Origin of the sequence: Microbacterium sp. UMB0228 (assembly GCF_002871415.1) — a bacterium.
In the GTDB taxonomy this organism is placed as follows: Bacteria; Actinomycetota; Actinomycetes; order Actinomycetales; family Microbacteriaceae; genus Microbacterium.
In genome coordinates this window covers 560,349-580,680 of sequence record NZ_PNFU01000002.1, presented here as the reverse complement: position 1 = coordinate 580,680, position 20,332 = coordinate 560,349, and the positions used below count along the sequence as shown (strand labels likewise).

Sequence of the window (20,332 nt, the reverse complement as noted above, 5' to 3'; positions counted from 1 at the left end):
TCGTAGTCGTCGATGAGGACGAAACCCTCCGCCCCCTTCCACCACGACCGGCTGCGGAGCTGGTCGGGCGTGACGTCGGGTCCGGGGATGCGGCTCCGGAAGAACTGCGCGAGCTCGTTCATCCCGCCCTCGGTCATCTCATGCGACGTGAGGTAGGCGCCGAGGTATTCCTGCGGGATCTCGCCGAGCAGGGCACGACGGTAGTCGACGACGAAGATCTTCGCCTCGGTCGGCCCGTACAGACGCGTGATCTCGTGCACGACGCCGCGGAGCATCGACGACTTGCCGGAGTCCGCGTCGCCGTACAGATACAGCAGCGGCTCGGCGACGGGGTCGATCGAGAACGGGGCGAGGTTCGCCTCGTCGATACCCAGCAGGAGTTCGCGGGGCTCCCCGCCGTCCGGCGACTGCGCGGCCGCGACGGCGCGCAGATCGGCATGGCTGATGCGCGAGGGCAGCAGGCGCAGCTTGGGTCCGGCCGGTCCGTGCCACGCCGCCGCGACGCGCGCCACGAGGTCGTCGATCCCGTCGGGCAGGCTCGATGCGTCGTCCACGCCGTCGACACGCGGCAGCGCCGTGAGCATCTGCAGACCGCGGTCGTTGAGGCCGCGGCCGGGGATGGCCGTGACGTTCTCCGCCGCCTTGCGGTTGACCTCGGAGTCCGTCGGGTCGCCCAGACGCAGCTCGATGCGTGTGCCGATGAGGTCCTTGATGTTGGCCCGGATCTCCATCCAGCGCGCCGCCGTGATCACGACGTGGACGCCGTAGGTGAGACCGCGGGCGGCGATCGCCTGGATCTGCGGCTCGAGCATCTCGAACTCGGCGCGGAGCGTGCCCCATCCGTCGACGATGAGGAAAATATCGCCGTAGCCGTCGTCGGCCAGTCCCTGCCCGCGGCGCTGCCGGTAGGCGTCGATCGAGTCGATGCCGTGCTGCCGGAAGTACACCTCGCGGGCGTTCAGCAGGCTGGTGACCTCAGCCACCGTGCGGCGGACGACGTCCGGCTCGGACCGGGTCGCAACGCCGCTGATGTGCGTGAAGTCCTGCATGCTGGTGAAGCTGCCGCCGCCGAAGTCGATGACGAAGAACTGCACCTCCTGCGGCGTGTGCGTGAGCGCCAGGGCGGCGACCGTCGTCCGCGCGAGCGTGCTCTTACCGCTCAGGGGCGCGCCGACGATGGCCATGTGGCCGGCTGCACCGCCGAGGGAGACCGCGAGGTTCTCGCGGCGCTGCTCCAGCGGCACGTCGACGATGCCGAGCGGGACCGTGAGCGCTCCCGCCTTCCGCCAGCGCGGGGAGACGAGACCGAGCGACGGGTCCTCGACGAGGTCGCCGAAGAGCTGGTCGAGGGTGGCCGGTGTCACCAGCGGCGGCAGCCACACCTGATGCGCCGCGGGGCCGCGTCCCTTCATGGACTCGACCGCGATCTCGAAGGTGTTGCGCTTCTCCTCCGGCTCGGCGTCGACCACGACCTCCGGCTCGTCCACAGGTGCCTCCGCCCGCCACACCGGCGCGGCGGTGAACAGCTCGACCGCGGTCGAACCCGTGCTCTGGCCGGAGCCGGACGAGGCCCGACGACGACGACGCGGCGGTGGTCCGGACACGTACGCGGCGCGGAACTGCGTCATCGTCTCGGTGTCGGACTTCAGGATGCCGGCGCCCGGCTGCGTGGGCAGGTGATAGGCGTCCGGCACGCCGAGGACCGTACGGGACTCGGCCGCCGAGAACGTCCGAAGACCGATGCGGTAGGAGAGGTGCGTGTCCAGGCCGCGCAGCTTGCCCTCCTCCAGCCGCTGGGAGGACAGCAGCAGGTGCACCTGCAGCGAGCGGCCGAGCCGGCCGATGTTGACGAACGTGTCGACGAACTCCGGCTTGGCCGACAGGAGCTCGGAGAACTCGTCGGCGACGATGAGCAGGGCCGGCAGCGGCGCCAGGTCGGTGCGGCCGCCGCGACGCGCCTTCTCGTAGTCGGCCACGTTGGCGAACGGACCGGTGGCCCGCAGCAGCTCCTGTCGGCGCACCATCTCGCCCTGGAGCGCGTCCTGCATGCGGTCGACGAGGGAGATCTCCTCACCGAGGTTCGTGATGATGGCCGAGACGTGCGGCATGTCGGCCATGCCGGCGAACGTCGCGCCACCCTTGAAGTCGACGAGCACGAAGTTGAGCTGCTCCGGCGAGTGGGTCATCGCGAGCGCGAGCACGAGCGTGCGGAGCACCTCCGACTTCCCCGAGCCGGTGGCACCGATGATGAGGCCGTGCGGGCCCATACCCTGCTGCGCCGATTCCTTGATGTCGAGGATGAGCGGGCTGCCGTCCTCGGTCTGGCCGATCGGCACGCGGAGCCGGTCGCGCTCCAGGCGCGGTGCCCAGGCGGCGTCGAGGTCGAGGTCGCGCACATCGGGAAGACCGAGGAGCTCGACGAGCTCGGCCTGGCCGGTCGCGCTCTTCTTGCTCGCGATCGCCGTGCCGCCCGAGTACAGGGCGATGAGCCGACGAGCGGTCGCCTCGGCCTCGACGATGGTGATCGCGTCGGCCTCGAACGGGCGTGCGGGCACCTGCAGGCTGACGAGCTCGGCGCGTGTGCTCGCACCGCCGGTCTCGAACGCGATGCGCAGGGCGTTCGGGTCGTCGAGGTCGCCCCACCGGGCGGGCAGGTCGATCACGGTCACACCCTGGACGCCGTCGCCGGTGACGAGGGCGTCGTTGAACGACGTCGTGGCGCCGTCCGTGACGATGACGATGTGCGGCGTCTTCGGTCCGGAGCCGTCGCGGGCGAAGCGCGAGCGCTCGCGCACCTCGGGCGGCAGCATGTCCTCGAGCTCGGACAGCTGCGAGCCGATCATGCGGGCGGCGCCGAGGCCGTCGCGGACGGTGCGCGAGTGCGTGTGCGGCAGCCACTTCGCCCACTCCCACTGCGGGAGCACTCCGGTGTCCGCGGCGATGACGATCTGCAGCACGTCGGGGTCGTGCATGGTGGCCGCGTGCAGCAGCATGGCCCTGGCCAGCGCCCGGGTCTCGTCCTCGTCGCCGGTGATCTCGATGCGGGCGTAGTCGCGGAGGGTGACGCCGAGCGGGAGGTTCTTCTGGACCTCGTGCGTCAGCATGAAGCGGTGCGCGGCCGAGGCGGCGACAGGGTCGAGCTGCGCCAGCGGCGGGAGCTCCGGAGCTTCGAGCGTGACGCACAGCGGCTGATCGGTGACCCCTACGCGGACAGACAGGAAGTCGGGGTCGTTGACGCCGCGCTCCCAGACGCGGGTGCGCTCCTCCGCGAGGTACGGCAGGGTCGACGGCGCCGGCAGATGCCAGTTCGCGGAGCGGCGCTGCTGCCGGGCGGCGACGCGGACGGTCTGCCGCAGCTCGGTCAGGTACGCCAGGTACTCGCGACGGGCACCGAGCGTGGCCGCCTGCCGCTGAGAGCGCTGCCGCCAGCCGTTGACGGCGACGAAGCCGAGAGAGGACAGCAGGAACATGCCGCCGGTGAGCAGACCCGTGACGGACTGGTTCGACATGGTGACCATGACGATCGCGCCGACGCTGCCGAGCATGGGCAGCAGCGACCCGAGGATCCCGATGCCGCCGTCGTTCGGCTGCAGCTCCGGCGGGGCCTGGACCGGGAGCCTCCCGGAGGGGACACGGGGCGGGGCGAGACGGGGTCCTGTCATGCTCTCTCTCCGGCGCTGCTGTCGGTGCCCAGCAGAAGGCTGATGGTGAAGCTGCGGTTGCCCATGCGGACACGGTCGGCATCGTCGAGGAGCACGCGCTCGCCGGCGACCAGCTCGGTCGTCTGGCCGTCGTCGCTGCGGACGTCGGAGCCGTTCGTGGAACCGAAGTCGGTGACCCAGGTGCGGCCGCGGGAGTGCTCGATGCGCAGATGGGTCTTGGAGACGGAAGCGTCGGGGTCGGTGACGACGATGAGGCGGTCGTCGTGGGCACTGGCGACGGGGCCGCGCCCGAGGTTCGCCGCCACGGGGAGGGCGAGCTGCACCCGCTGACCGGTGTCGAAGATGAGCAGCAGCGCCCCGGTCTCGGGGGCAGGGGCCTCGGCACTCGTCTGCGGGGCCGGGGCGGGGGCGACGGTGAAGAGCGGCCGATCCGATCCGGGGGCCGCCGGTTCCGGGGTCTCGGTGCGGCGGGAGGCGGCGCGGGCGTCGGTGGGCTGGGAGTCCTCGTCCACGACGGACGGCGACGCCACCAACGGCACGACCTGCGGCGGAGCGAGCGGAGCGGCCTCCACCGCGGCGGGAGCCGGCGGAGCCTCGACGGCCGCCTTGGCGGGCACGGCGACCACGACGGTGCCGGCGACGCGGTCGGCCCAGGACTGCCGTCTGCCGCCGCGATCCCAGGCGCTGGAGGCGACGACGACCCAGCTGCCGACAGCCACGAGGAAGCCGGCGCCGGTGATGATGCCGCGGACGAACTGGCGCCCGATCCCCGGCGACCACGGCCGGTCGGCGCGCGCGCTGCGCAGGCGCAGCACGGCGTTGCCGAGGGTGAGGCCGGTGCGCGCTTCCAGCACCCAGAGGAACAGGGCGAGCTCGAAGACGGTGAGGCCGGCGAGCAGCACGCTCTGCGTCAGCACGAGGACGACGGCGGAAGCGAGGAACACGGCGGCCGCGTCGAGCGTGAAGGCCGCGATCCGCTGGATGGTGCCCGCCGGGGCTCCGCGGAAGGCGGGGCCGAGTCCCTCGGCAGGCCGCGGGACGGTACGTCGCGACGAGGCGATCGGCGTGGGCGGCGCGGGCGTCTGGCGGAGCGGCGTGCCGTCGACGCCCGGGGGCGCCGCGATCAGGGCGGGCGGCAGCGCGGGGATCTCCCCCGGACGGTCTCCGCCGGGCGCCATCGGCGGGATCGGACCCCCGCTCGGCCAGGACTGTGATGGGCCGTTCCCGCTCATCCGGCCATCATTCCACGAACCAGGGAGAGCGCATTCGCGTACAGCAGCGCCGACGGCAGGGCGAGCGCGACGGCGAGCCATTCGAACGCGTCTCCGACCCGCGACCACACCAGCGACTTCGCGCCCTTGGACACCGGGATGACGACGGCGACCGCCGCCAACCCGACGAGGAACAGCAGGGCCGCTCCCAGCAGATGGAAGCCGCTCCCGAGGGCCGCCGCGACCTGGATGCCGGCGACGAGGCAGACCACGGCGGCTGCGGCGCGGGGGAACCACCGGAGGAGGCGCGAGGTGGTGTGCCGCGGCGTGAGCAGCAGGGCGAGCGCGAGGCAGCAGAGCAGGGCGATCCCGCCGGAGACCACGAACGCATCGTCGGGCCAGGGCCGCAGGAACGCGACCGGAGCCATCACCGCGGCCACGATGCTCAGCACGGCGGTGCCCGCGATGAGCCGCGCGGAGGAATCGTCGACGACCGCGGTGATGCGCTCCGGACGCAGCAGCCCGACCGAGTCGGGGATGGCCCCGCGCACGGTCCACCGGCTGGTCATGAAGTGCTTGTAGTCGATGAAGTAGCCCTCGGGCAGGTTGACGAGGCTGCTCGGGAGGGCACGCAGGCCCAGCGGCACGAGGCCGAGCGAGAGGGCGGCCGCCTCCGCCTCCCCCCACCGCAGCAGCAGGGCGAGGCCCCAGACGGCGGCGAGGCCCACGAGCAGCACCGTCGCCGTCCCGGCCGCGGCGCGCATCGGCCGAACCCTGGCCGTGACGGCGATGATCGCGGTGGTGATGCCGGCCGCGAGGAACCCGGTGGCGGTCGACAGGTGCGACGCGTCCTCCAGCCCGGCCGGGATGAGGAGCGCGCCGGCAGCGAACGACAGCAGCACGGGCGCCAGCACCCCGAGGATGCCGCGCACCCCCGCCGCGGAGTCGCGTCGCGCCCACGCGACGGCGCCACCGACCGCGCCCGCGGCGACGAGGAGGGCGACGAGCAGCCGGATCAGAGGATCGACGGCGCCCTGGGCGAAGACTGCGACGAGCAGCATCCCGCTCACGGCCAGCAGCCACCACCGTGCGCCGTGGTCGACGCGCGTCGGGCCCGTCGCCTTCTCCACCGGGCGCGCCTGCGGAGCCAAAGCCGTGCGGTCGATGAGCGCGTAGAGGCCGCCGTCGACGAGGTCTTCGCACTCGGTGTCGCCGGGGATCTCGTATCCCCCGGGGCCGATCGTGACGAATCGGTCCGCGTCGGGGATCCCGCTCAGGGTGAGCGCGTCCTCCAGCGTCTCGTCGAGCGGCAGGGAGAGGTCGATGCGGCGGTCTTCGCTCTGGAGGACGATCCGACGCCGCTCTACGATCTCGACTGACACACCTGCACCCTATCCACTGCGCACGACTCTCGCCCCGGGGCACCGCCGCAAGCGGTCCCGGGTTTCACGATGCCCCCGGTCGCACCTACCACGCTATTCACACTCGATCAGTGCGCTGAGCGTGCCGGTTCCTGGCTGCGCCGCATCGGGCGAAAGCGTTCCCCCGGCCTGGCCCTCCCAGAACTGCACATCACCGCGGATTCCCTTCAGCCAGTATGAGCCGTTGCTTTCAGCCACGACATCTGCGCCATCCGCGCGGAACTCAGTCGTCCCTGCGTCGTCGGACACGGTCATTCGCACCCGCCCGGAGTCGTCGAAGGAGAGGGTGCCAGGGTACGGTTCGACGCCAGTCGCGATGACGCCGTCCGCGCACGACACAGCGGTCGGCACGAAGACCGAGGTATGGACGACGCCGCCGGCCGCGAACCGCACGCTCACGCCCTCCGCGGGCGGCGTTCCGGAGGCTCCCTGGTCGGGAGTCGGCAGAACGACCGATCCCTCGCAGGCAACCGTTCCCGACAATCTCGCGGGGTATCGTTCGGCGTCATCAGCTGTGACGTTCATATCGTCACCAGGCGCCCATCCCTCGACGAGGGAAACTTCGCCGTCGGACTCCCCGATGCTGAGCACGGTACCCGACGCGCTCAGGTCGAGATCCGTGCCTTCGAAGAGCACCAGTCCCTCATCGCTTCCGGCGCCGACCGATCCCCGGCGGTCACTGTCGAGCCGGATCGAGAAGCGTCCCTGCGGATCGTTCGAGATCGCGAGTCCGTGCGCACTCCCCGCGTCACAGGTGACCTGATCAGGGGTGAGAGTCAGAGTGCGCTCCTCGCCGCCCGCCTCATACGTGACGATGAGTTCCGTCGCAGCGCTGGAAGCGCACGCAGTGAGCGTCAGCGCCACAGACACCAGAGCCAACGTGAGCGCCGTCGCCCGCCGCATCACCGGTGCCACGCGCCAGCTCGGCGGCGATCGAACTCGTCCACCCGTTCGACCGCCTGACCCGCGAGGCGGCTCGCCTCACGTCCGATGAGTCGCAGCCGTTCCACCGATGCGGTCCAGTCGCGCACTGCGACGGACATCGCTTCGCGTGCCTCACCGTCCCACCGCGATTCGAGCACGGCGGTCTCTTCCTGGAGCGCCTGGAGGAGACGAGCGATCTCGTCGATCCCCCCGACGACGCCCGCGAGCGCGCCCCTGGCCATCGAGGTCTTCAGCCCGATCGTCACTGGTTCTCCTCGTTCATCTCCAACAACGCCCGCAACCCCTGCGGCATCACCGCAGGAGGAGCGGGAAGCACTCCGGCGGAGAGCAGCGTCGAAAGCGGAGCACGTCCGTCCAGTATGCCGTCCAGAACAGCGCGGAGGTGCGGGTCATCGCTGGCGGCACGCACTTCGCGCATCTGCTTCGTCAGTTGGAGAAGCACCGGTGCGCTGGCAGCGACCGTTGGGAGCGCGAACGGTGCCCGCTCCCCTCCCACACGCCCTGCAAACGCCGCGATCGGGTCGAGTGGCTCCGCGCCGTCGTCTGCTGCACCGTCAACCCTCATGAGGTCTGCTCCATCGTCGGCACGGGCATCGTCGCGGCGAAGTTCGAGAGATCGCCGGACAGATTGCCGAGGGCTTCGAGAATCGAGTACAGGTCCGAGATGTCCTGCAGGATGTCATTGACGTCCGCGAGCTTCTTGAAAGCCCACAGCAGCGAGACACCGGCGGTGCCGTAGCCGATGAGTCCGCCGCCGCCGCTCCAGACGGTGCCGGTGCCGAAAGCCGCACCGGCAGCCGCGACGAGAATCGCGTCGTAGAGCCCATAGATCGCGCCGGCGATCTGCTCAGCGGATTGGATCACGCCGGTGCAGTAGTCGGAGAAGACCGTACCCGCGTCAGCGAGGGCGTGCTGCGCATCGGAGAGCGCGTTCAGCAGGTCAGCGAGATAGGCCTGTGCACTGTTGGACGCGTAACCCTGCCATTGGATGCCGGCGTATGCCGCGGCGCTGGACAGGTGCCCCCGCATGTCGTCCACGAGTGACGCCAGACCGTTGATCGTGTCGACGAACTGCCGGATATCGCCCCAGCGGCCGCCGTAGGTCTCCAACACGCGTTGCGGCAGTGTCCGCGCACCCAACCACCCCAGCACCGTGTCGATCCATTCGCTCGGGCTGAGAAGATCCCCCGGGACGAGATTGGTGCTGAGTTGGTTCAGCTCGTCATGGGTGCCGAGGTCACAGAAGAAGGCGGCTCCCCCTGTCGGCGGCCCCCATACGGGCAGTGAGTCGTCAGTACGGTCGTAGCTGGGGGCGATCTCCGGCCGCCCCGACGGCGACTGAATGTTGTCGTTGTAGACGTCAGGATCGGTCGCGTCGATGAGCGCGGCCTGCTCGGTGTCGATGCCCTCGCCCTCGTCGGCCACAGCGATGAGCTCGGTGGCTACACCGTCCAGCACCTGCTCGAGGTGATCGAACCAGTCGATCAACGATGACCGGATCTCGATCGCGGCACCGGCAACACGCGTGTATGCGTCGAAACTCCCGTCGTCCGTGATCGTTCGGTCTTCCAACCACGCCCTCGCGCTGGCTGCCTGGTCCGCGTACTGCGTGAACGCTCCCGCCTGTTCACGCAGCCCGGCCGCGTTCAGCCAGAAATCCGTGTCGCTCATGACGCCCCCTCCGTCCTTCGCCGTCCCCCCGAACAGACCCTGCTGATCTCTCTGTCAGTTGGCAGGCTCGTCGCGGGACCCGGCGCGAGCACCCTTGGCGCGGGGGCCAGCTTCCTCGTCGTCCTCCAGCTTCGGCGCGATAGGACCACCGAGGCCCGAACGCTTCGCCCTCTCCTCCTCGTCGGCGCCACCGGCGCCGCCCATCATGCCCATGCCGGGTCGGCCACCGGCCCCTGCCGCGCCGGAAGACCCGGTGCCCGCGGCACCCGCCCCGCCGACGCCGCCAGTACCGGCCATACCGCCAGGGCCGCCCGCACCACCGACGCCGCCAACACCACCGACCGCGGAGTTACCGAGCAGACCGCCACCGGCCTTGAGCCCGGCACCGGCACCCGGGCCCAGGCCCGCACCGCCGAGTCCGCCCATGCTGCCGAAGCCGGCGATCTTCGAGCTCGCTGCGATCGCCGCCGCGCCGGCGCCACCGCCCACGATGCCACCGAGGCCCCCGCCACCGCCGGGGAAGACGCCGCCCGGGAGGGCGCCGCCGGGAAGCGAGCCGGAGCCCGAGCCGCCGGGACCACCGGGAAGACCGCCACCGGGCCCGCCCGGAAGCAGGCCACCGCCGGGAGAGTCGATCGAGGGGTCGTCGCCGCCCTCACCGGGAGGGGTCGGCTCCCAACCGCCACCGGGGGGAGTGGGCTCCCAACCACCACCGGGAGGGGTCGGCTCCCAACCACCCGGGTTCAGGCCGCCGATCTGTCCACCGCCGGGGGAGGCGGGCGGACTCACGCTTCCAGCGTGACCTCCGCCACCCGGGATGGAGCCACCGGGAGAGCTTCCACCTCCGGGATAGGTGATGTGCGGAGCGGTGACATCCGTGCCCGGGTCCACCGGCTTCGGTGGCGGTGTGGGAACCGCGACCCGTGGATCGAAGTTCGCCAGTGTCGCCGACGCGGCCGTGAGGGACTTCGCAGACGGCGCGAGGCCTGCCTCGATCCGTTGCACGATGCGCTTCGCCTCTTCCTCGCGCTTGTTGCCGAGGAAGCTACCGATGACGTCCAGCGCCTTGTCCGCAGCGAGCGGGCCAAGGACGGGGTGCACGACGACGGAACCGACCTTGGCGGCATTCGCCCAGAACGGGTCAACATGGGTAGACGGGAGCTCCGCCGCCGCCGCGTTGCGGCGGTAGGCATTCGCGTTCTCGATGGCATCGGTGAGCTGTCCGACATAGGTCTCGAGAATGCGGAAATTCTCCTGCAGCATCCCCAGCGAGTCTCGCGCGGCGTCGAAGGAACTGCCTTTCCAAGCCGAAGACTCCAACACCTTGCCCAGTGCACCGACGAGGGATGTGAGCGCCGTCTGCAGTGAAGTGGCCTTCGGGATACGCCAGTCCTCGAGTCCGCGAATGCGATTGAGCTCGGTTTCGTACGGTCCAGTCATCGGTCTCCCCCTTGTTGCGTCTTCTGTCGTCGTGATGAGCTGGTCAGCACCACGGCGAGGACCACCCCGCCGATGACGAGGATGGCGAGCACCGCTCCGCCGCCAATCAGCAGCGGCGCGAGATCTGTGCCGGCGGTACCCGAGTCAGATCCCGCCTCGCTCGTCGGCTCCGGAGAAGCGCTCGCGGCGAGCAGTGCGGCTTCCTCGTCTACGTTTGCCTGCTCGGGAACCGCGTTCTCATCGTCGGCGTCCCAGAGCGGGTTCACATCCGGGTACTTCGTCGGATCGACAGCCAGCATGCCGGAGAGCGAAATCGCCCCATATCCGACGCTGTTGTTCCACTCCGGTTCGTGCTCGCCCTTCGTCCCGGTGTTGTGGATCATGCTCTGAATGAGCTGATTGGACGTCGCCTCCGGATACTTCTGCTTCACGACCGCCAGGAAGCCCGCCGCGACCGGCGTCGCCAATGACGTCCCCGAACGCAGCTGCTGCGCGTCCCACGAGTCCGCCGTGCCCTGCGCGATGATCTCCAGCCCCGGAGACGCCACCTTCACGTCCTCACTCAGATTCGGCGAGGGCTCGGCGAGCACCGGATCGTACGTCGAGTACTGGATCTTGCCGTCAGGACCGAACGCCTGCACGGCGACGACACCGTTGTAGCTCGAAGGCCAGTCACCGACCCCGCCCACGTTCGGCAGCGAACCCAACACCACGACTCCGGCCGCATGAGCCTTCGCCACCGAATCCGCGGCGTCGACCAGCCCGCCCAGCGAAACCGAGATGATATCCGCACCGTCGTCCACCGCAGCCGAGATCGCCTTTGCCAGGCCAGAGGGGCGGCGCATTCCCTCATCGCTCAGATCGTCGTTGATCAGCTCGCCGTTCTCCTGGAGACAGGTGGACTCGACATCGTTCCCCTCCGGCGTACTGGTGGTGATCATCGAGTTGTAATAGAGCACCGTCGCACCCGGCGCCACACCCTTGATCGGGGTACCGCCGACCGCCTCTCCCGTGCCCAGGATCATCGAGGCGACATTCGTGCCGTGATTCGCCGCGACGTAATCCGAGGAGATCGCGTCATACCGCTTTCCCGACTCGTCGAAACAGAACGATTCCTCCCGCACCTGGAGATCAGCGCCGCGCAGGCCCGGCGCATCCGGATTCACCTGGGTGTCGATCACGGCGATCGTCACTCCGGAACCGTCGAGGCCGGCGTCCTGTGCGGCCTGCACCTTGCCCCGGTTGAAATACCACAACCCGCCCTCGGACGCATCCGCTGCGGCCGCCGGCACAGCGACCGCGATACTCATCGCGACTACGCCGATCAGCGAAGCGATCAGCTGTCGTCCGCGCTTCATCAGTAGTCCGCGTCCTTCGGCTCGTCCGTCGATGTCTCGGACGACTGCGCCGCTGCGGGGGTCGCGTGAGGCGGAGCCTGCTCCACGGCGGAATCCAACAAGGAGAGGATGAGTTTCGCTTCGTCGGCGATCGCTGCATCCTGTTCTGCGATATCCAAGACCGCGAGACGCATGGCTTCATTGGCGTCGTTCAGCGCGACGATCGAGTTCTGTGTCGCCTCGCCCATGCCGTCAGCGACACGCTTGACGGCGTAGCGAAAATCCGCGGTCGCTTCTGACACGCCACCTTCCGAGACGGCGACCTCGGATGCAGCAGGAAGCTGCTGCATGTCCCGCTGAATGCGCTTGATCTCAGCGAGTATCTGATCAAGGTCGATTCCGATGGTCATCGACGCCCCCTCTTCTTTCCTCCGGCGATCCCGTCACGCCTGCTGTACCGTCCGGTGGCTCACCGAAAAGCACAGCAGACGGCGCGGGCCCGACGCATCGCTGCGCCAGACCCGCGCCCCGGGTTCACGCGCCGAAGCGCCCCGCAGCCGACTTGTCGGTCTGCACGTACTGACCCGAGATCTCCTCGGTCTTCCCGGCGATCTGCGTGAGCAGCTGCTGCATCTCGCTCAGCGAGCGGTTCCACTTGGCCTGCGCCTGGTCGTAGGCCTGCTGCGCGGCACCATCCCACGCCGCACGCAGCTTGCTGACCTCGGACTCGAGGCGGTCCAGCTCGGAACGAATACCCTGCGACCCGCTGCGGATCTGCGCCGCGAGAGCGTTGACCTGCTCCGGGCGAACGGACATCGACTGCATCATGTTCTCCTTGAAATCTCTGCGGACTGCGCTCAGGCGCCCATCATCGAGCCGAGGCCCGCGATGGTCTGCTGGTGGGATTCTTCGGTCGCGGCCTGGTCGCGCTCGGTGCCGGCGAGGGCATCCTCGAGCGTCACGAGGACCTCGTTGAGCTGACGAGCCTGCTCGTCCCACCGCGACATCAGCGTGGTGAACGATGCGGCGGCCGCACCCGTCCAGAACCCGCGCAGCTGCTCGATCTCACCGCGGACCTTCTTGGTCTGCTGATCGATCCCGGTCTTCGTCTCCCGCACGGCCTGGGCTCCGCGACGCAGAGCCCCCTCTTCTGCGGAGATGACATCAGTCATTTCTCACTCCCTCCGGTCCCCATGAGGACACACGCGGGGGAGCGCCTTCCCGATACGGGACGACTTCGGAACAACCCCCGACAATCTGTTTCCGCACATAGGCTAAGGCAGGTCGGTGCCCATTTCCAACGGCCTGGACAGATCCGTATGGAAATTTCTCCATGCGATCGATAAATCTGCGCCGTTACCACTCAGAACCCGTATTCACTGACGAAGTCCGCGAACCCTTCGCCGGCGGAATCGCCACCGACGAAGGTCGGGACCTCGAGAAGGAACGTGTCGCTGAATCCGTCGCTGCCCGGAACCACGACGTCGATGGGGTAGCTACCTCCGAACGCCAGCACGCGCGGTGTCCCTCCTGTGGCGGACGCATCCTGCACGGCCGCGACGATCGCGGCAGTCACGTCCACGCCGTTGATGCGGTACTCCGTGCCGTCGGGCAGCCGTTCCGCACCCGACATGTCCACCCCGACCGTCTCGGAAGACAGATGGACGATACGGTGCTCGGGGACCGTGCCCTCCTTCGGGATGCGGACGAGTTGCATGGTCTCGTCCCTGGTGTCGTCTCCGACCTGATACCGCACCTGTACCTGCGCGCCGTCCGCGACCGTCTCCGCCTGGGTGGCCTCGACGAGTTCAGGCCTCGAATCGACAGACGAATACACCTCGTCGGCGAGCAGCAGCGCCTCATCGGCGTCGATGTCGACGTCGAGGTCGGTCATCAACACTGCCGATCGCGCATCTCCGTCCTCGAGGAGTTCGAAGAAGTTCTCGACCGTGGCTTCCGCCTGCAGGTCGTCGATGCTTGTCGCGATCGGCTGGACCGGCGAAGCCGGAGCGCATGCGCTCAACGCGAGCGCGATGCCCAGCACTCCCGCCGCCCAGACGGACAGCCACCCCGCCCCGCGTGCAAGCCCATCGTGCATGATCCCCTCCGTTTCCCCTTCGCCGCGCGAAACCGTCGCCCCTGCCCGCGCGTGCGCAACAGATAGTATCTGGCCTGTCAACTAGAGTGAGTCCGGGCCGGACCCCCGCAACGCCTGCGGCGGGAGAGCATCACACACGTGGGGGGACACCACCGATATGAGCCAGAGCGGCACCGTGGCAGGAACCGTGCTGCGGATCTCCGTGGTCAGCGACGACCGCAGGCTCGACGTGGGGGTGCCGTCGCAGGTCCCTCTCGTCGAGATCATCCCCGGCTTCGCCCGCAGTCTCGGCGTGCTGGACCCGACCCTCACGCACGGCGGCTACGCGCTGCAGCGGTCGGACGGCACACCCCTGGACCCCGCTCGCGGCGCTGCGGCCCAGGGCGTGCACGACGGCGAGCTGCTGACCCTGGTGCGCGGCGGGCTCATGCGCGAGCCGCGCATCTACGACGACGTCGTGGAAGCCGTGATCGACGCGACGGCCGAGCAGCACAACTCCTGGACCCCCGCGGACAGCTCCCGGACCGCCCTCTTCGTCAGCCTCACCTTCCTCGCCCTCTGCGCCGTGCTCCTCATCGCGACGCCGCCGACGTCTCTGCTCCCGGCGATCATCGCGGGATCGGGCGCGGTCGTGCTCAGCGTCGCCGCTGCGGTGCTGATGCGGCTGCGGCAGCCCGAGGCCGGTCATGCGCTCGGCCTCACCGCCGCGGCGTACGGCGGGCTCGCGGGCTACCTCGCGGTCCCCGCGCAGAGCATCTGGGGCTGGCCGCTCGCCGCTCTCGGGCTCGGACTCGTCGTCGTCGGAGGCCTCAGCCTGGCCGTCACCCAGGACAAGCCCGAGATCCACCTCGTGCCCATCGCCCTCGGCGCCTCGATCGGGATCACGGCCACGGCGGCCGCGGTCTTCGGCGACCCGCTCGCCTCGTACGCGCTGATGCTCGCGACCACGGCGCTGCTCGCGAACGGCATCCCCTGGCTGGCTCTGAGCTCCACCCGCATCCGGGTGATCTCGCCGCAGAGCGACGCCGACATGTTCTCCGCGCCGCAGCCCATCGACGCCGAGGAGGTGAAGCGTCGCGCCGCCGCCGGCACCCGCACGCTCATCGCGCTCCGTGCCGCGCTCGGCCTCGCCGCCCTCATCGCGACCCCGCTCGTCGCCGCCAGCGGCGTCACGGGCGCCGTGCTGTGCGTGCTCGCCTTCGTCGGCATGATGTTCCAGTCGCGGCAGATGCACGCCCGTCTCGGGGTGCTCGTGCTGATGGCGATCGGGGCGATCGGCCTCGCCGCGACCGGTGTGACCGTCGCCCTCGCCCTCCCCGACGTGCGCACGTGGATGCTGCTCATCCTCGTGGTCGCCACCGTGGTGCTCATCGGACTCACGCTGCTCACGCCGAAGGCCCGCCTCCGCCTCACGCGGCTCGGCGACACGGTCGAGGTCGTCGCGCTCGCCCTCCTGCTCCCGCTCGGGGTCATCACGGCGGGGCTCGTCTGACCGATGGCGACCAAGAAGGACCTGATCGAGGCCCAGGGCTTCAGCCGACGACGGCTCCTCTCCGCCTTCACCGGCGGCGCCCCCGGCGGCAAGGAGCTCGAACCGGCCAAGCCGCTGCGCGCCGTCATCGCGGGCATCGCCCTCACCGTCGGCGTGATCCTCGTCGGCGTGTTCTGGGGCATCATGCAGCCGGGACTCCCCGGAGACTGGCAGAACAACCGCCTCATCGTCGCCACCGACACGGGCGCCCGCTACGTCTCGGTCGAGGGGACGCTGTACCCCGTCATCAACACCGCCAGCGCCCGCCTGCTCATCCCCGCCGGCGAGTTCAAGGTCGTGCGCACGGATCAGGCCGCCCTCGACGGCATCCCGGTCGGCGGTTCGATCGGCATCCTCGGCGCCCCTGACGATCTGCCCACCCCGAGCGCCCTCATCAACACGGCATGGACGGCGTGCGTCGACGACTCCGCCGGGACCGCCGTCTCACTGTCGGGGAAGCCGATCGCCGCACCGTCGACGGGCACCGGCGCGGTCGTGCAACGCGGCGACGAGCTCTTCGTGATCGCCGACGGCCTCCGCTACGCCGTTCCCGCCGACGACGCGAACGCGGTGCTGCGCGCGGTCGGTCTCGGCACCAGCGACGTGATCGAGGTCGACGGCCGCTGGCTCAACCTCTTCGAGAGCGGCGTCGATTTGGAGCCGATCCGGCTGAACGCCGTCGGCGCTCGGGTGCCGGGGACCGACCTGACGGCGGGCACGATCGTGCACGTGCAGGGCAGCCCCGCGGACGAGCGCTACGTCGCGCTCGCAACCGGAGAGCTCGCGCGCCTCAGCCCGCTCGCGTACCAGCTCTATCTGCTCGGCAGCGCGCAAGAGGCCGGCGCGGACGAGGAAGAGGTGTCGCCGGCGGAGGTGGCCGACGTTCCCACCGTGCCGAACGCCGGTGGCGACGACTGGCCCACGCTTCCGCTGACACCGCTCGCCTCCGGCGAGACCCCGTGCGCCGTCCTGGGCGACGACGCCCGCACCGTCCTCGGGTCCACGAGCACCGAGCTGCCGGAGGATCGCGACCGTGTCGCCGTCACCGTCGGCGGTGGCGCCCTCGTGCAGACGAGCGGCCCGTCGGAGGAGGCGGTGGGCATGGCCGTGCTCGTCGACGAGTCCGGCACCGCCTACGCCATTCCGGGCGCCGTTCTGGATGAGTCCGCCGAAGACGCGGCGAGCGGCCCGCTCGCCCAGCTCGGCTACGCTCCGGGCGACGTCGGGCGGGTGCCGAGCGCGTGGATCGACTTCTTCGCCGCCGGGCCGGCCCTGACCACCGAGGCCGCGAGAGAGTCGCCCGGCTCCGGGGACGAGTGATGCGCCGCCGCGCCGCTCTCGCCACCCTCGTGGTGGGTGCTGCCGTGTGGGGGACGCCGGCCGCCGCGGTGGCCGCGCCGACCGCTCCCACGACGATCGTGTCGATGGCGACCGGCGCCTGTGAGCCCGGCACCGTCGTGCTCGCTCCCGAGGCGCCGTCGGCGCTCGCAGCCCTCGGGGCGGAGGATGCGAACCGCCTCGCCACCGGGAGAGGCGTCGTCGTGGCGGTCGTCGACTCCGGGATCGACGCCGGCAACCCGCACCTCGCCGGTGTCGTCGTCGGCGGCGTGAACCTCGTCGGCGACGGGGAGCGCGGCGACGGCCTGAGCGATCTGACCGGGCACGGCACGGCCATCGCCGGGCAGATCGCGGCGCAGCCCGTCTCCGGGTCCGGCGTGGTCGGCCTCGCACCCGACGCGCGCCTGCTGTCCGTGCGCGCGTTCCGCAGCGACTCGGCGCAGGACGTCGACAAGGGGTGGGGCCCGAGCGCCCAGCGCCTCGCCGACGGCATCAACTGGGCGGCGGACAACGGCGCGGACATCATCAACGTCTCGTCGTCACAGGCGATGGACTCCCCCGAGCTGCGGGGCGCGGTGGAGCACGCGGCTGCCGTCGGAGCGCTCGTCGTCGCCAGCGGCGGCAACAGGATCTCCGACCCCGAGGCGGAGGACGGAGCCCGGTATCCCGCCGCCTACGAACAGGCGCTCGGCGTGAGCGCGGCCGACGCGACGGGGCTCGCGACCGACAGCTCGATCCACGGTCCGCAGGTCGGGGTCACGGCCCCCGGCGCGAACGTGCTCACCGCGGCGACCGGCGGCGGCGACTGCCTGTTCGCCTCCGACGCCCCGGCATCGAGCTTCGCGACCGGCTACGTGAGCGCGGCGGCGGCCCTGGTCGCCGAGGCGCACCCGGAGGATCCGCCCGCGGGGTGGGCGTACCGGCTCACGGCGACCGCACTTCGCGCGGATGCCGACAACCGCGATGACGTGAACGGCTGGGGCTTCATCCGGCCCTCCGCCGCTATTCAGCTCCTCCCCGACCCCACCACCCGCGGACCCGTCAGCCCCTTCTTCGACACGGCCGAGAGCGCCGTGCGGCCCCCGGCGGTGAGCGTCGAGCCCGACCACGGCGTGCCGCCGTTCGTCCTCACCCGCGAGGTGGCGTTGATCGCCGCGATCGCCGGCGCGAGCCTGCTCGGAGTCCTCGGCATCCTCATCGTCCTCCGGCGACGCCGGGAGACCCCCGCCGACGCGGCGGTCGAGGTCGACCGACAGGGCGGCCTCCTCGACCGCCCCGAGCCCGGGGACTGAATCTCTCGTGACTGAGCCGGCCGCGGCGCGCGTCGGTCGTGTACGTTAAGAGCACACTGAAGATGGTGACCCGGGGGGGACGTTGACGCACGACAACGAAGCGATCTACGAGCTGTACGAGCAGCTGGCGCAGAAGACTGCGCAAATGCGCGCAGCCACCGAGAGCCTGGGCCCGGATCCGGTAGAGGACGCGACCGGTCAAGTATCCGTCCTCGTAGACGACACTTCGATCGACATCTCGATCGGAAGTTTCTGGCGCGCATCCGTCCGGCCGGAGGCTTTGTCTGGCGTAATCATGGAGACGGTGAACAACGCCTTCATTGCCCGCCTCACGGCGTGGGGCGAGAGCTTCACCCAGGACGCCGCGGCAGTGCCTTCATCGCCCGTACCCTCGCCGCTCCCAAGCGCGCATGAGATCTCGGAACTCGTGGCAGCCGCTGACGGCGACACCTTTCATAGGAACGTCAACCGGTTCGTCGACACGTTCTCATCCCAGCTGAGCGCGACTCTCGCCGCGCTGACGGAGCGCGCCAATCAGGTGCATCACGGTAAGGACGCTCACAACCATGCCACCGTCACCTTGGACAGCAGTGGAACGCTGATCGGCCTGGAACTCGACGTCTCGTGGCTTCACACTGCCGACGGGGGCGCGGTCACCGCCACGATCCGGGCAGCGATGGCCGACGCCCGGCAGTCAGTGGCGGCCGCAACGCCGTCTGCGCCTTTCGAGGGAACGCCGCTTTCCGAGTACGCCGAAGGTATGGCCGATCCCGTCGAACTCATCCGGATGCTGACGAGAGGAGGCTGAGCGCATGCTCTCAGCCGAAGAGATCAAGGTTGCGGCGGAAGCCCTTGGCAGCGATGCTGCGGTGTGGGACGACATCTCATCTCGCCTCGCCGACGCCTCCGCCGCCACGAACTCGATGCACTCGTCCGACGCAGCCTTCTGCTGGAAGGGTGATGAGCTCTACGCGCAGTACAGCGAGATCATCACCGCCGTCGCGTCCTACTTGTCCGCCGGCTCCGCATCCGCGGCCGACGGTGCCCAGGTGCTGCGGGAGGTCCGCGATCTCTTCATCGCCCGCGAAGACGAGAGTGTCAGCACCATCAACGGCATGTGGGAAGTGCAGTCGTGAGCGATCATCAGCGGGTCATCGCCAATCCCTTCACGGACCGGAGGTATCTATGTCCATCCCTGTAAGCGGCTCGGGCGCGCCCGACTGGGCTCAGCTGGTCGATGACATCGAACGCCGCATCGAGGAGGCACGCACCAAGGTCAACGACCTCCTGTCGGATGTGTGGGACTGGCTTCAATGGGCCGCGGACCGGCTTCGCGACGCCTGGAACTGGCTCATGGAACGGCTGGGGGAGTTCTGGGAGGTCATCTCGGACCCGTATCGTCGCCCCGGCTATCGCGAGCAGATCCGAGCGCTCGCTGGCACATGGCGGTCCGATCTCGCCACGCCGCTTTCGAATGCGAAAGACCAGATCGACCCCTCTGTCCTCCGAACTGATGAGGAGTGGAGCGGAAAGGGTGCTGATCGGTACGAGCAGACGACGGCCGCCCAGCGCACGACGCTTTCCGATTTCGAGTCGGGCATAGCCAACCCTGTTGCCGGCGGCCTGGAGAAGCTCGCGGGCGGCCTGGACACATTTACGACGCTCATGTGGACCACCCTCGGCACTTTGGTGGCGGGAATCATCTCCGGCATCGCCGCGCTGGCCACCCTCATCGCGGCGCCCGCGGGAATCGTCGCCATGGTGGGCGCGCTCGCCGCTGCACTCATTCAGATCGCGAGCGCGAATGTGCAGCTCGACAACGCCATCGACTCCGCGAAGAGCCAGCTCGCTGGTGTCGCCGACAGGGCCACCGGGTGGCCGAAGTTCACGACAAGTTGATGCAGGGGATCGTTCTGAGAGCGCTGCGATGAGCGCGGCTCACAGAGTGCGGAAAGCCGCGCGTATCCGCGGCATCGTCGCGATCCTTCTCGGCGCCGTGAGCATGGTCGGGATGCTGGCGACCCTGGAGATGTGGAAGCAGACCGTGGCTCCCGGGATGCTGTCCCTGCCGAGCAACATCGTCCTTGCGATCGGCTTCGCCGTGGCCGCCGTACGATCGTTCGGCCTCGCTCGACGCGGCGGGCAGACGGAGCGCAGCGCAGCCACAGATCGGCTCATCGCTCTCGCCGGTCTGCTCGTCGTCTTCGCCATGGTGTTCTCGGCGCTGACCGCCGCGGGTGCCGAGGGATGGCTCGGACTCGTCCTCTACGCCGTCCTGCTCTCGGCCGCACTCGAGACACTGCTCCTGCTCAATTGGAAAGCACGTCCCCTCGAGGGAGACCTCGTTTCGCAACGCCCGCTCGGAGAACGCCGGCGCTGAGTCGGA

Annotated in this window: 20 protein-coding genes; 7 read left to right on the top strand and 13 right to left on the bottom strand. The window is 69.8% G+C overall.

Annotated elements, in window-relative coordinates; translation table 11 throughout:
* The 13 genes from eccCa to CJ226_RS06755 all read right to left on the bottom strand — a co-directional run.
* On the bottom strand, positions 1 to 3,662 hold a 3,662-nt coding region (gene eccCa, locus CJ226_RS06815; protein WP_102208724.1), incomplete at its 3' end, for a type VII secretion protein EccCa.
* Positions 3,659 to 4,894, bottom strand: a complete 1,236-nt coding sequence (locus tag CJ226_RS06810) for an FHA domain-containing protein (protein WP_180964551.1) — start codon at positions 4,892 to 4,894, stop codon at positions 3,659 to 3,661. The genes eccCa and CJ226_RS06810, both read right to left, overlap by 4 nt.
* Positions 4,891 to 6,255: a hypothetical protein gene (locus tag CJ226_RS06805; protein WP_102208722.1), complete on the bottom strand. Its 1,365-nt coding sequence runs from the start codon at positions 6,253 to 6,255 to the stop codon at positions 4,891 to 4,893. Before CJ226_RS06805 ends, CJ226_RS06810 begins: the two co-directional genes overlap by 4 nt.
* Positions 6,256 to 6,348: 93 nt before the next feature.
* Positions 6,349 to 7,209 (bottom strand): hypothetical protein, encoded by an 861-nt coding sequence (locus CJ226_RS06800; protein WP_146008211.1) that lies wholly within the window; start codon positions 7,207 to 7,209, stop codon positions 6,349 to 6,351.
* Positions 7,197 to 7,484 carry a WXG100 family type VII secretion target gene (locus tag CJ226_RS06795; protein WP_062635412.1) on the bottom strand — a complete coding sequence of 96 codons (288 nt, stop codon included), beginning with the start codon at positions 7,482 to 7,484 and terminating at the stop codon, positions 7,197 to 7,199. Before CJ226_RS06795 ends, CJ226_RS06800 begins: the two co-directional genes overlap by 13 nt.
* The gene (locus tag CJ226_RS18285) at positions 7,481 to 7,804 is read right to left on the bottom strand and encodes a hypothetical protein (protein ID WP_062635410.1); all 324 of its coding nucleotides are present in this window, start codon (positions 7,802 to 7,804) and stop codon (positions 7,481 to 7,483) included. Before CJ226_RS18285 ends, CJ226_RS06795 begins: the two co-directional genes overlap by 4 nt.
* A complete protein-coding gene (locus CJ226_RS06785; protein WP_045264294.1) occupies positions 7,801 to 8,910 on the bottom strand; it encodes a hypothetical protein in 1,110 nt (369 codons plus the stop codon). Before CJ226_RS06785 ends, CJ226_RS18285 begins: the two co-directional genes overlap by 4 nt.
* 54 nt (positions 8,911 to 8,964) lie before the next feature.
* Positions 8,965 to 10,173: a hypothetical protein gene (locus CJ226_RS06780; protein WP_062635408.1), complete on the bottom strand. Its 1,209-nt coding sequence runs from the start codon at positions 10,171 to 10,173 to the stop codon at positions 8,965 to 8,967.
* Between the two features lie 173 nt (positions 10,174 to 10,346).
* The gene (locus CJ226_RS06775; RefSeq protein WP_062635406.1) at positions 10,347 to 11,708 is read right to left on the bottom strand and encodes a S8 family serine peptidase; all 1,362 of its coding nucleotides are present in this window, start codon (positions 11,706 to 11,708) and stop codon (positions 10,347 to 10,349) included.
* Complete coding sequence (locus tag CJ226_RS06770) at positions 11,708 to 12,097, bottom strand: hypothetical protein (protein WP_062635404.1); 390 nt, start codon at positions 12,095 to 12,097, stop codon at positions 11,708 to 11,710. The genes CJ226_RS06775 and CJ226_RS06770 overlap by 1 nt, the downstream gene beginning before the upstream one ends.
* 124 nt (positions 12,098 to 12,221) lie before the next feature.
* Complete coding sequence (locus CJ226_RS06765; protein WP_081811619.1) at positions 12,222 to 12,503, bottom strand: WXG100 family type VII secretion target; 282 nt, start codon at positions 12,501 to 12,503, stop codon at positions 12,222 to 12,224.
* A gap of 41 nt (positions 12,504 to 12,544) precedes the next feature.
* On the bottom strand, positions 12,545 to 12,859 hold the full coding sequence (locus CJ226_RS06760; protein WP_062635402.1) for a WXG100 family type VII secretion target: 315 nt from the start codon (positions 12,857 to 12,859) through the stop codon (positions 12,545 to 12,547).
* Between the two features lie 191 nt (positions 12,860 to 13,050).
* On the bottom strand, positions 13,051 to 13,785 hold the full coding sequence (locus CJ226_RS06755; RefSeq protein ID WP_062635399.1) for a hypothetical protein: 735 nt from the start codon (positions 13,783 to 13,785) through the stop codon (positions 13,051 to 13,053).
* Positions 13,786 to 13,942: 157 nt separating this feature from the next.
* On the opposite strand from CJ226_RS06755, the gene eccD reads away from it, so the two are divergent.
* From eccD to CJ226_RS06720, 7 genes are all read left to right on the top strand, one after another.
* On the top strand, positions 13,943 to 15,277 hold the full coding sequence (gene eccD, locus CJ226_RS06750) for a type VII secretion integral membrane protein EccD (RefSeq protein WP_062635397.1): 1,335 nt from the start codon (positions 13,943 to 13,945) through the stop codon (positions 15,275 to 15,277).
* A 3-nt stretch (positions 15,278 to 15,280) separates the two neighbouring features.
* Positions 15,281 to 16,636: a type VII secretion protein EccB gene (gene eccB / locus CJ226_RS06745; RefSeq protein ID WP_062635395.1), complete on the top strand. Its 1,356-nt coding sequence runs from the start codon at positions 15,281 to 15,283 to the stop codon at positions 16,634 to 16,636.
* Complete coding sequence (locus CJ226_RS06740; protein WP_062635393.1) at positions 16,636 to 17,946, top strand: S8 family serine peptidase; 1,311 nt, start codon at positions 16,636 to 16,638, stop codon at positions 17,944 to 17,946. Before eccB ends, CJ226_RS06740 begins: the two co-directional genes overlap by 1 nt.
* Positions 17,947 to 18,028: 82 nt before the next feature.
* Positions 18,029 to 18,754 (top strand): hypothetical protein, encoded by a 726-nt coding sequence (locus tag CJ226_RS06735; protein WP_102208720.1) that lies wholly within the window; start codon positions 18,029 to 18,031, stop codon positions 18,752 to 18,754.
* 4 nt (positions 18,755 to 18,758) lie between these two features.
* A complete protein-coding gene (locus tag CJ226_RS06730) occupies positions 18,759 to 19,082 on the top strand; it encodes a hypothetical protein (protein WP_062635388.1) in 324 nt (107 codons plus the stop codon).
* Positions 19,083 to 19,131: 49 nt separating this feature from the next.
* Positions 19,132 to 19,845, top strand: coding sequence for a hypothetical protein (locus CJ226_RS06725; RefSeq protein WP_062635386.1), 714 nt, complete (start codon positions 19,132 to 19,134; stop codon positions 19,843 to 19,845).
* A gap of 28 nt (positions 19,846 to 19,873) precedes the next feature.
* Complete coding sequence (locus CJ226_RS06720) at positions 19,874 to 20,326, top strand: hypothetical protein (protein ID WP_146008210.1); 453 nt, start codon at positions 19,874 to 19,876, stop codon at positions 20,324 to 20,326.
* Positions 20,327 to 20,332 lie beyond the last annotated feature (6 nt).

What these genes read in the sequence shown, in the direction of transcription:
- CJ226_RS06810 (WP_180964551.1), bottom strand. Translation starts at nt 4,894, where the DNA reads ATGAGCGGGAACGGCCCATCACAGTCCTGGCCGAGCGGGGGTCCGATC.
- CJ226_RS18285 (WP_062635410.1), bottom strand. Translation starts at nt 7,804, where the DNA reads ATGAGGGTTGACGGTGCAGCAGACGACGGCGCGGAGCCACTCGACCCG.
- CJ226_RS06785 (WP_045264294.1), bottom strand. Translation starts at nt 8,910, where the DNA reads ATGAGCGACACGGATTTCTGGCTGAACGCGGCCGGGCTGCGTGAACAG.
- CJ226_RS06780 (WP_062635408.1), bottom strand. Translation starts at nt 10,173, where the DNA reads ATGCTGCAGGAGAATTTCCGCATTCTCGAGACCTATGTCGGACAGCTC.
- CJ226_RS06775 (WP_062635406.1), bottom strand. Translation starts at nt 11,708, where the DNA reads ATGAAGCGCGGACGACAGCTGATCGCTTCGCTGATCGGCGTAGTCGCG.
- CJ226_RS06770 (WP_062635404.1), bottom strand. Translation starts at nt 12,097, where the DNA reads ATGACCATCGGAATCGACCTTGATCAGATACTCGCTGAGATCAAGCGC.
- CJ226_RS06765 (WP_081811619.1), bottom strand. Translation starts at nt 12,503, where the DNA reads ATGTCCGTTCGCCCGGAGCAGGTCAACGCTCTCGCGGCGCAGATCCGC.
- CJ226_RS06760 (WP_062635402.1), bottom strand. Translation starts at nt 12,859, where the DNA reads ATGACTGATGTCATCTCCGCAGAAGAGGGGGCTCTGCGTCGCGGAGCC.
- CJ226_RS06755 (WP_062635399.1), bottom strand. Translation starts at nt 13,785, where the DNA reads ATGCACGATGGGCTTGCACGCGGGGCGGGGTGGCTGTCCGTCTGGGCG.
- eccD (WP_062635397.1), top strand. Translation starts at nt 13,943, where the DNA reads ATGAGCCAGAGCGGCACCGTGGCAGGAACCGTGCTGCGGATCTCCGTG.
- eccB (WP_062635395.1), top strand. Translation starts at nt 15,281, where the DNA reads ATGGCGACCAAGAAGGACCTGATCGAGGCCCAGGGCTTCAGCCGACGA.
- CJ226_RS06740 (WP_062635393.1), top strand. Translation starts at nt 16,636, where the DNA reads ATGCGCCGCCGCGCCGCTCTCGCCACCCTCGTGGTGGGTGCTGCCGTG.
- CJ226_RS06730 (WP_062635388.1), top strand. Translation starts at nt 18,759, where the DNA reads ATGCTCTCAGCCGAAGAGATCAAGGTTGCGGCGGAAGCCCTTGGCAGC.
- CJ226_RS06725 (WP_062635386.1), top strand. Translation starts at nt 19,132, where the DNA reads ATGTCCATCCCTGTAAGCGGCTCGGGCGCGCCCGACTGGGCTCAGCTG.
- CJ226_RS06720 (WP_146008210.1), top strand. Translation starts at nt 19,874, where the DNA reads ATGAGCGCGGCTCACAGAGTGCGGAAAGCCGCGCGTATCCGCGGCATC.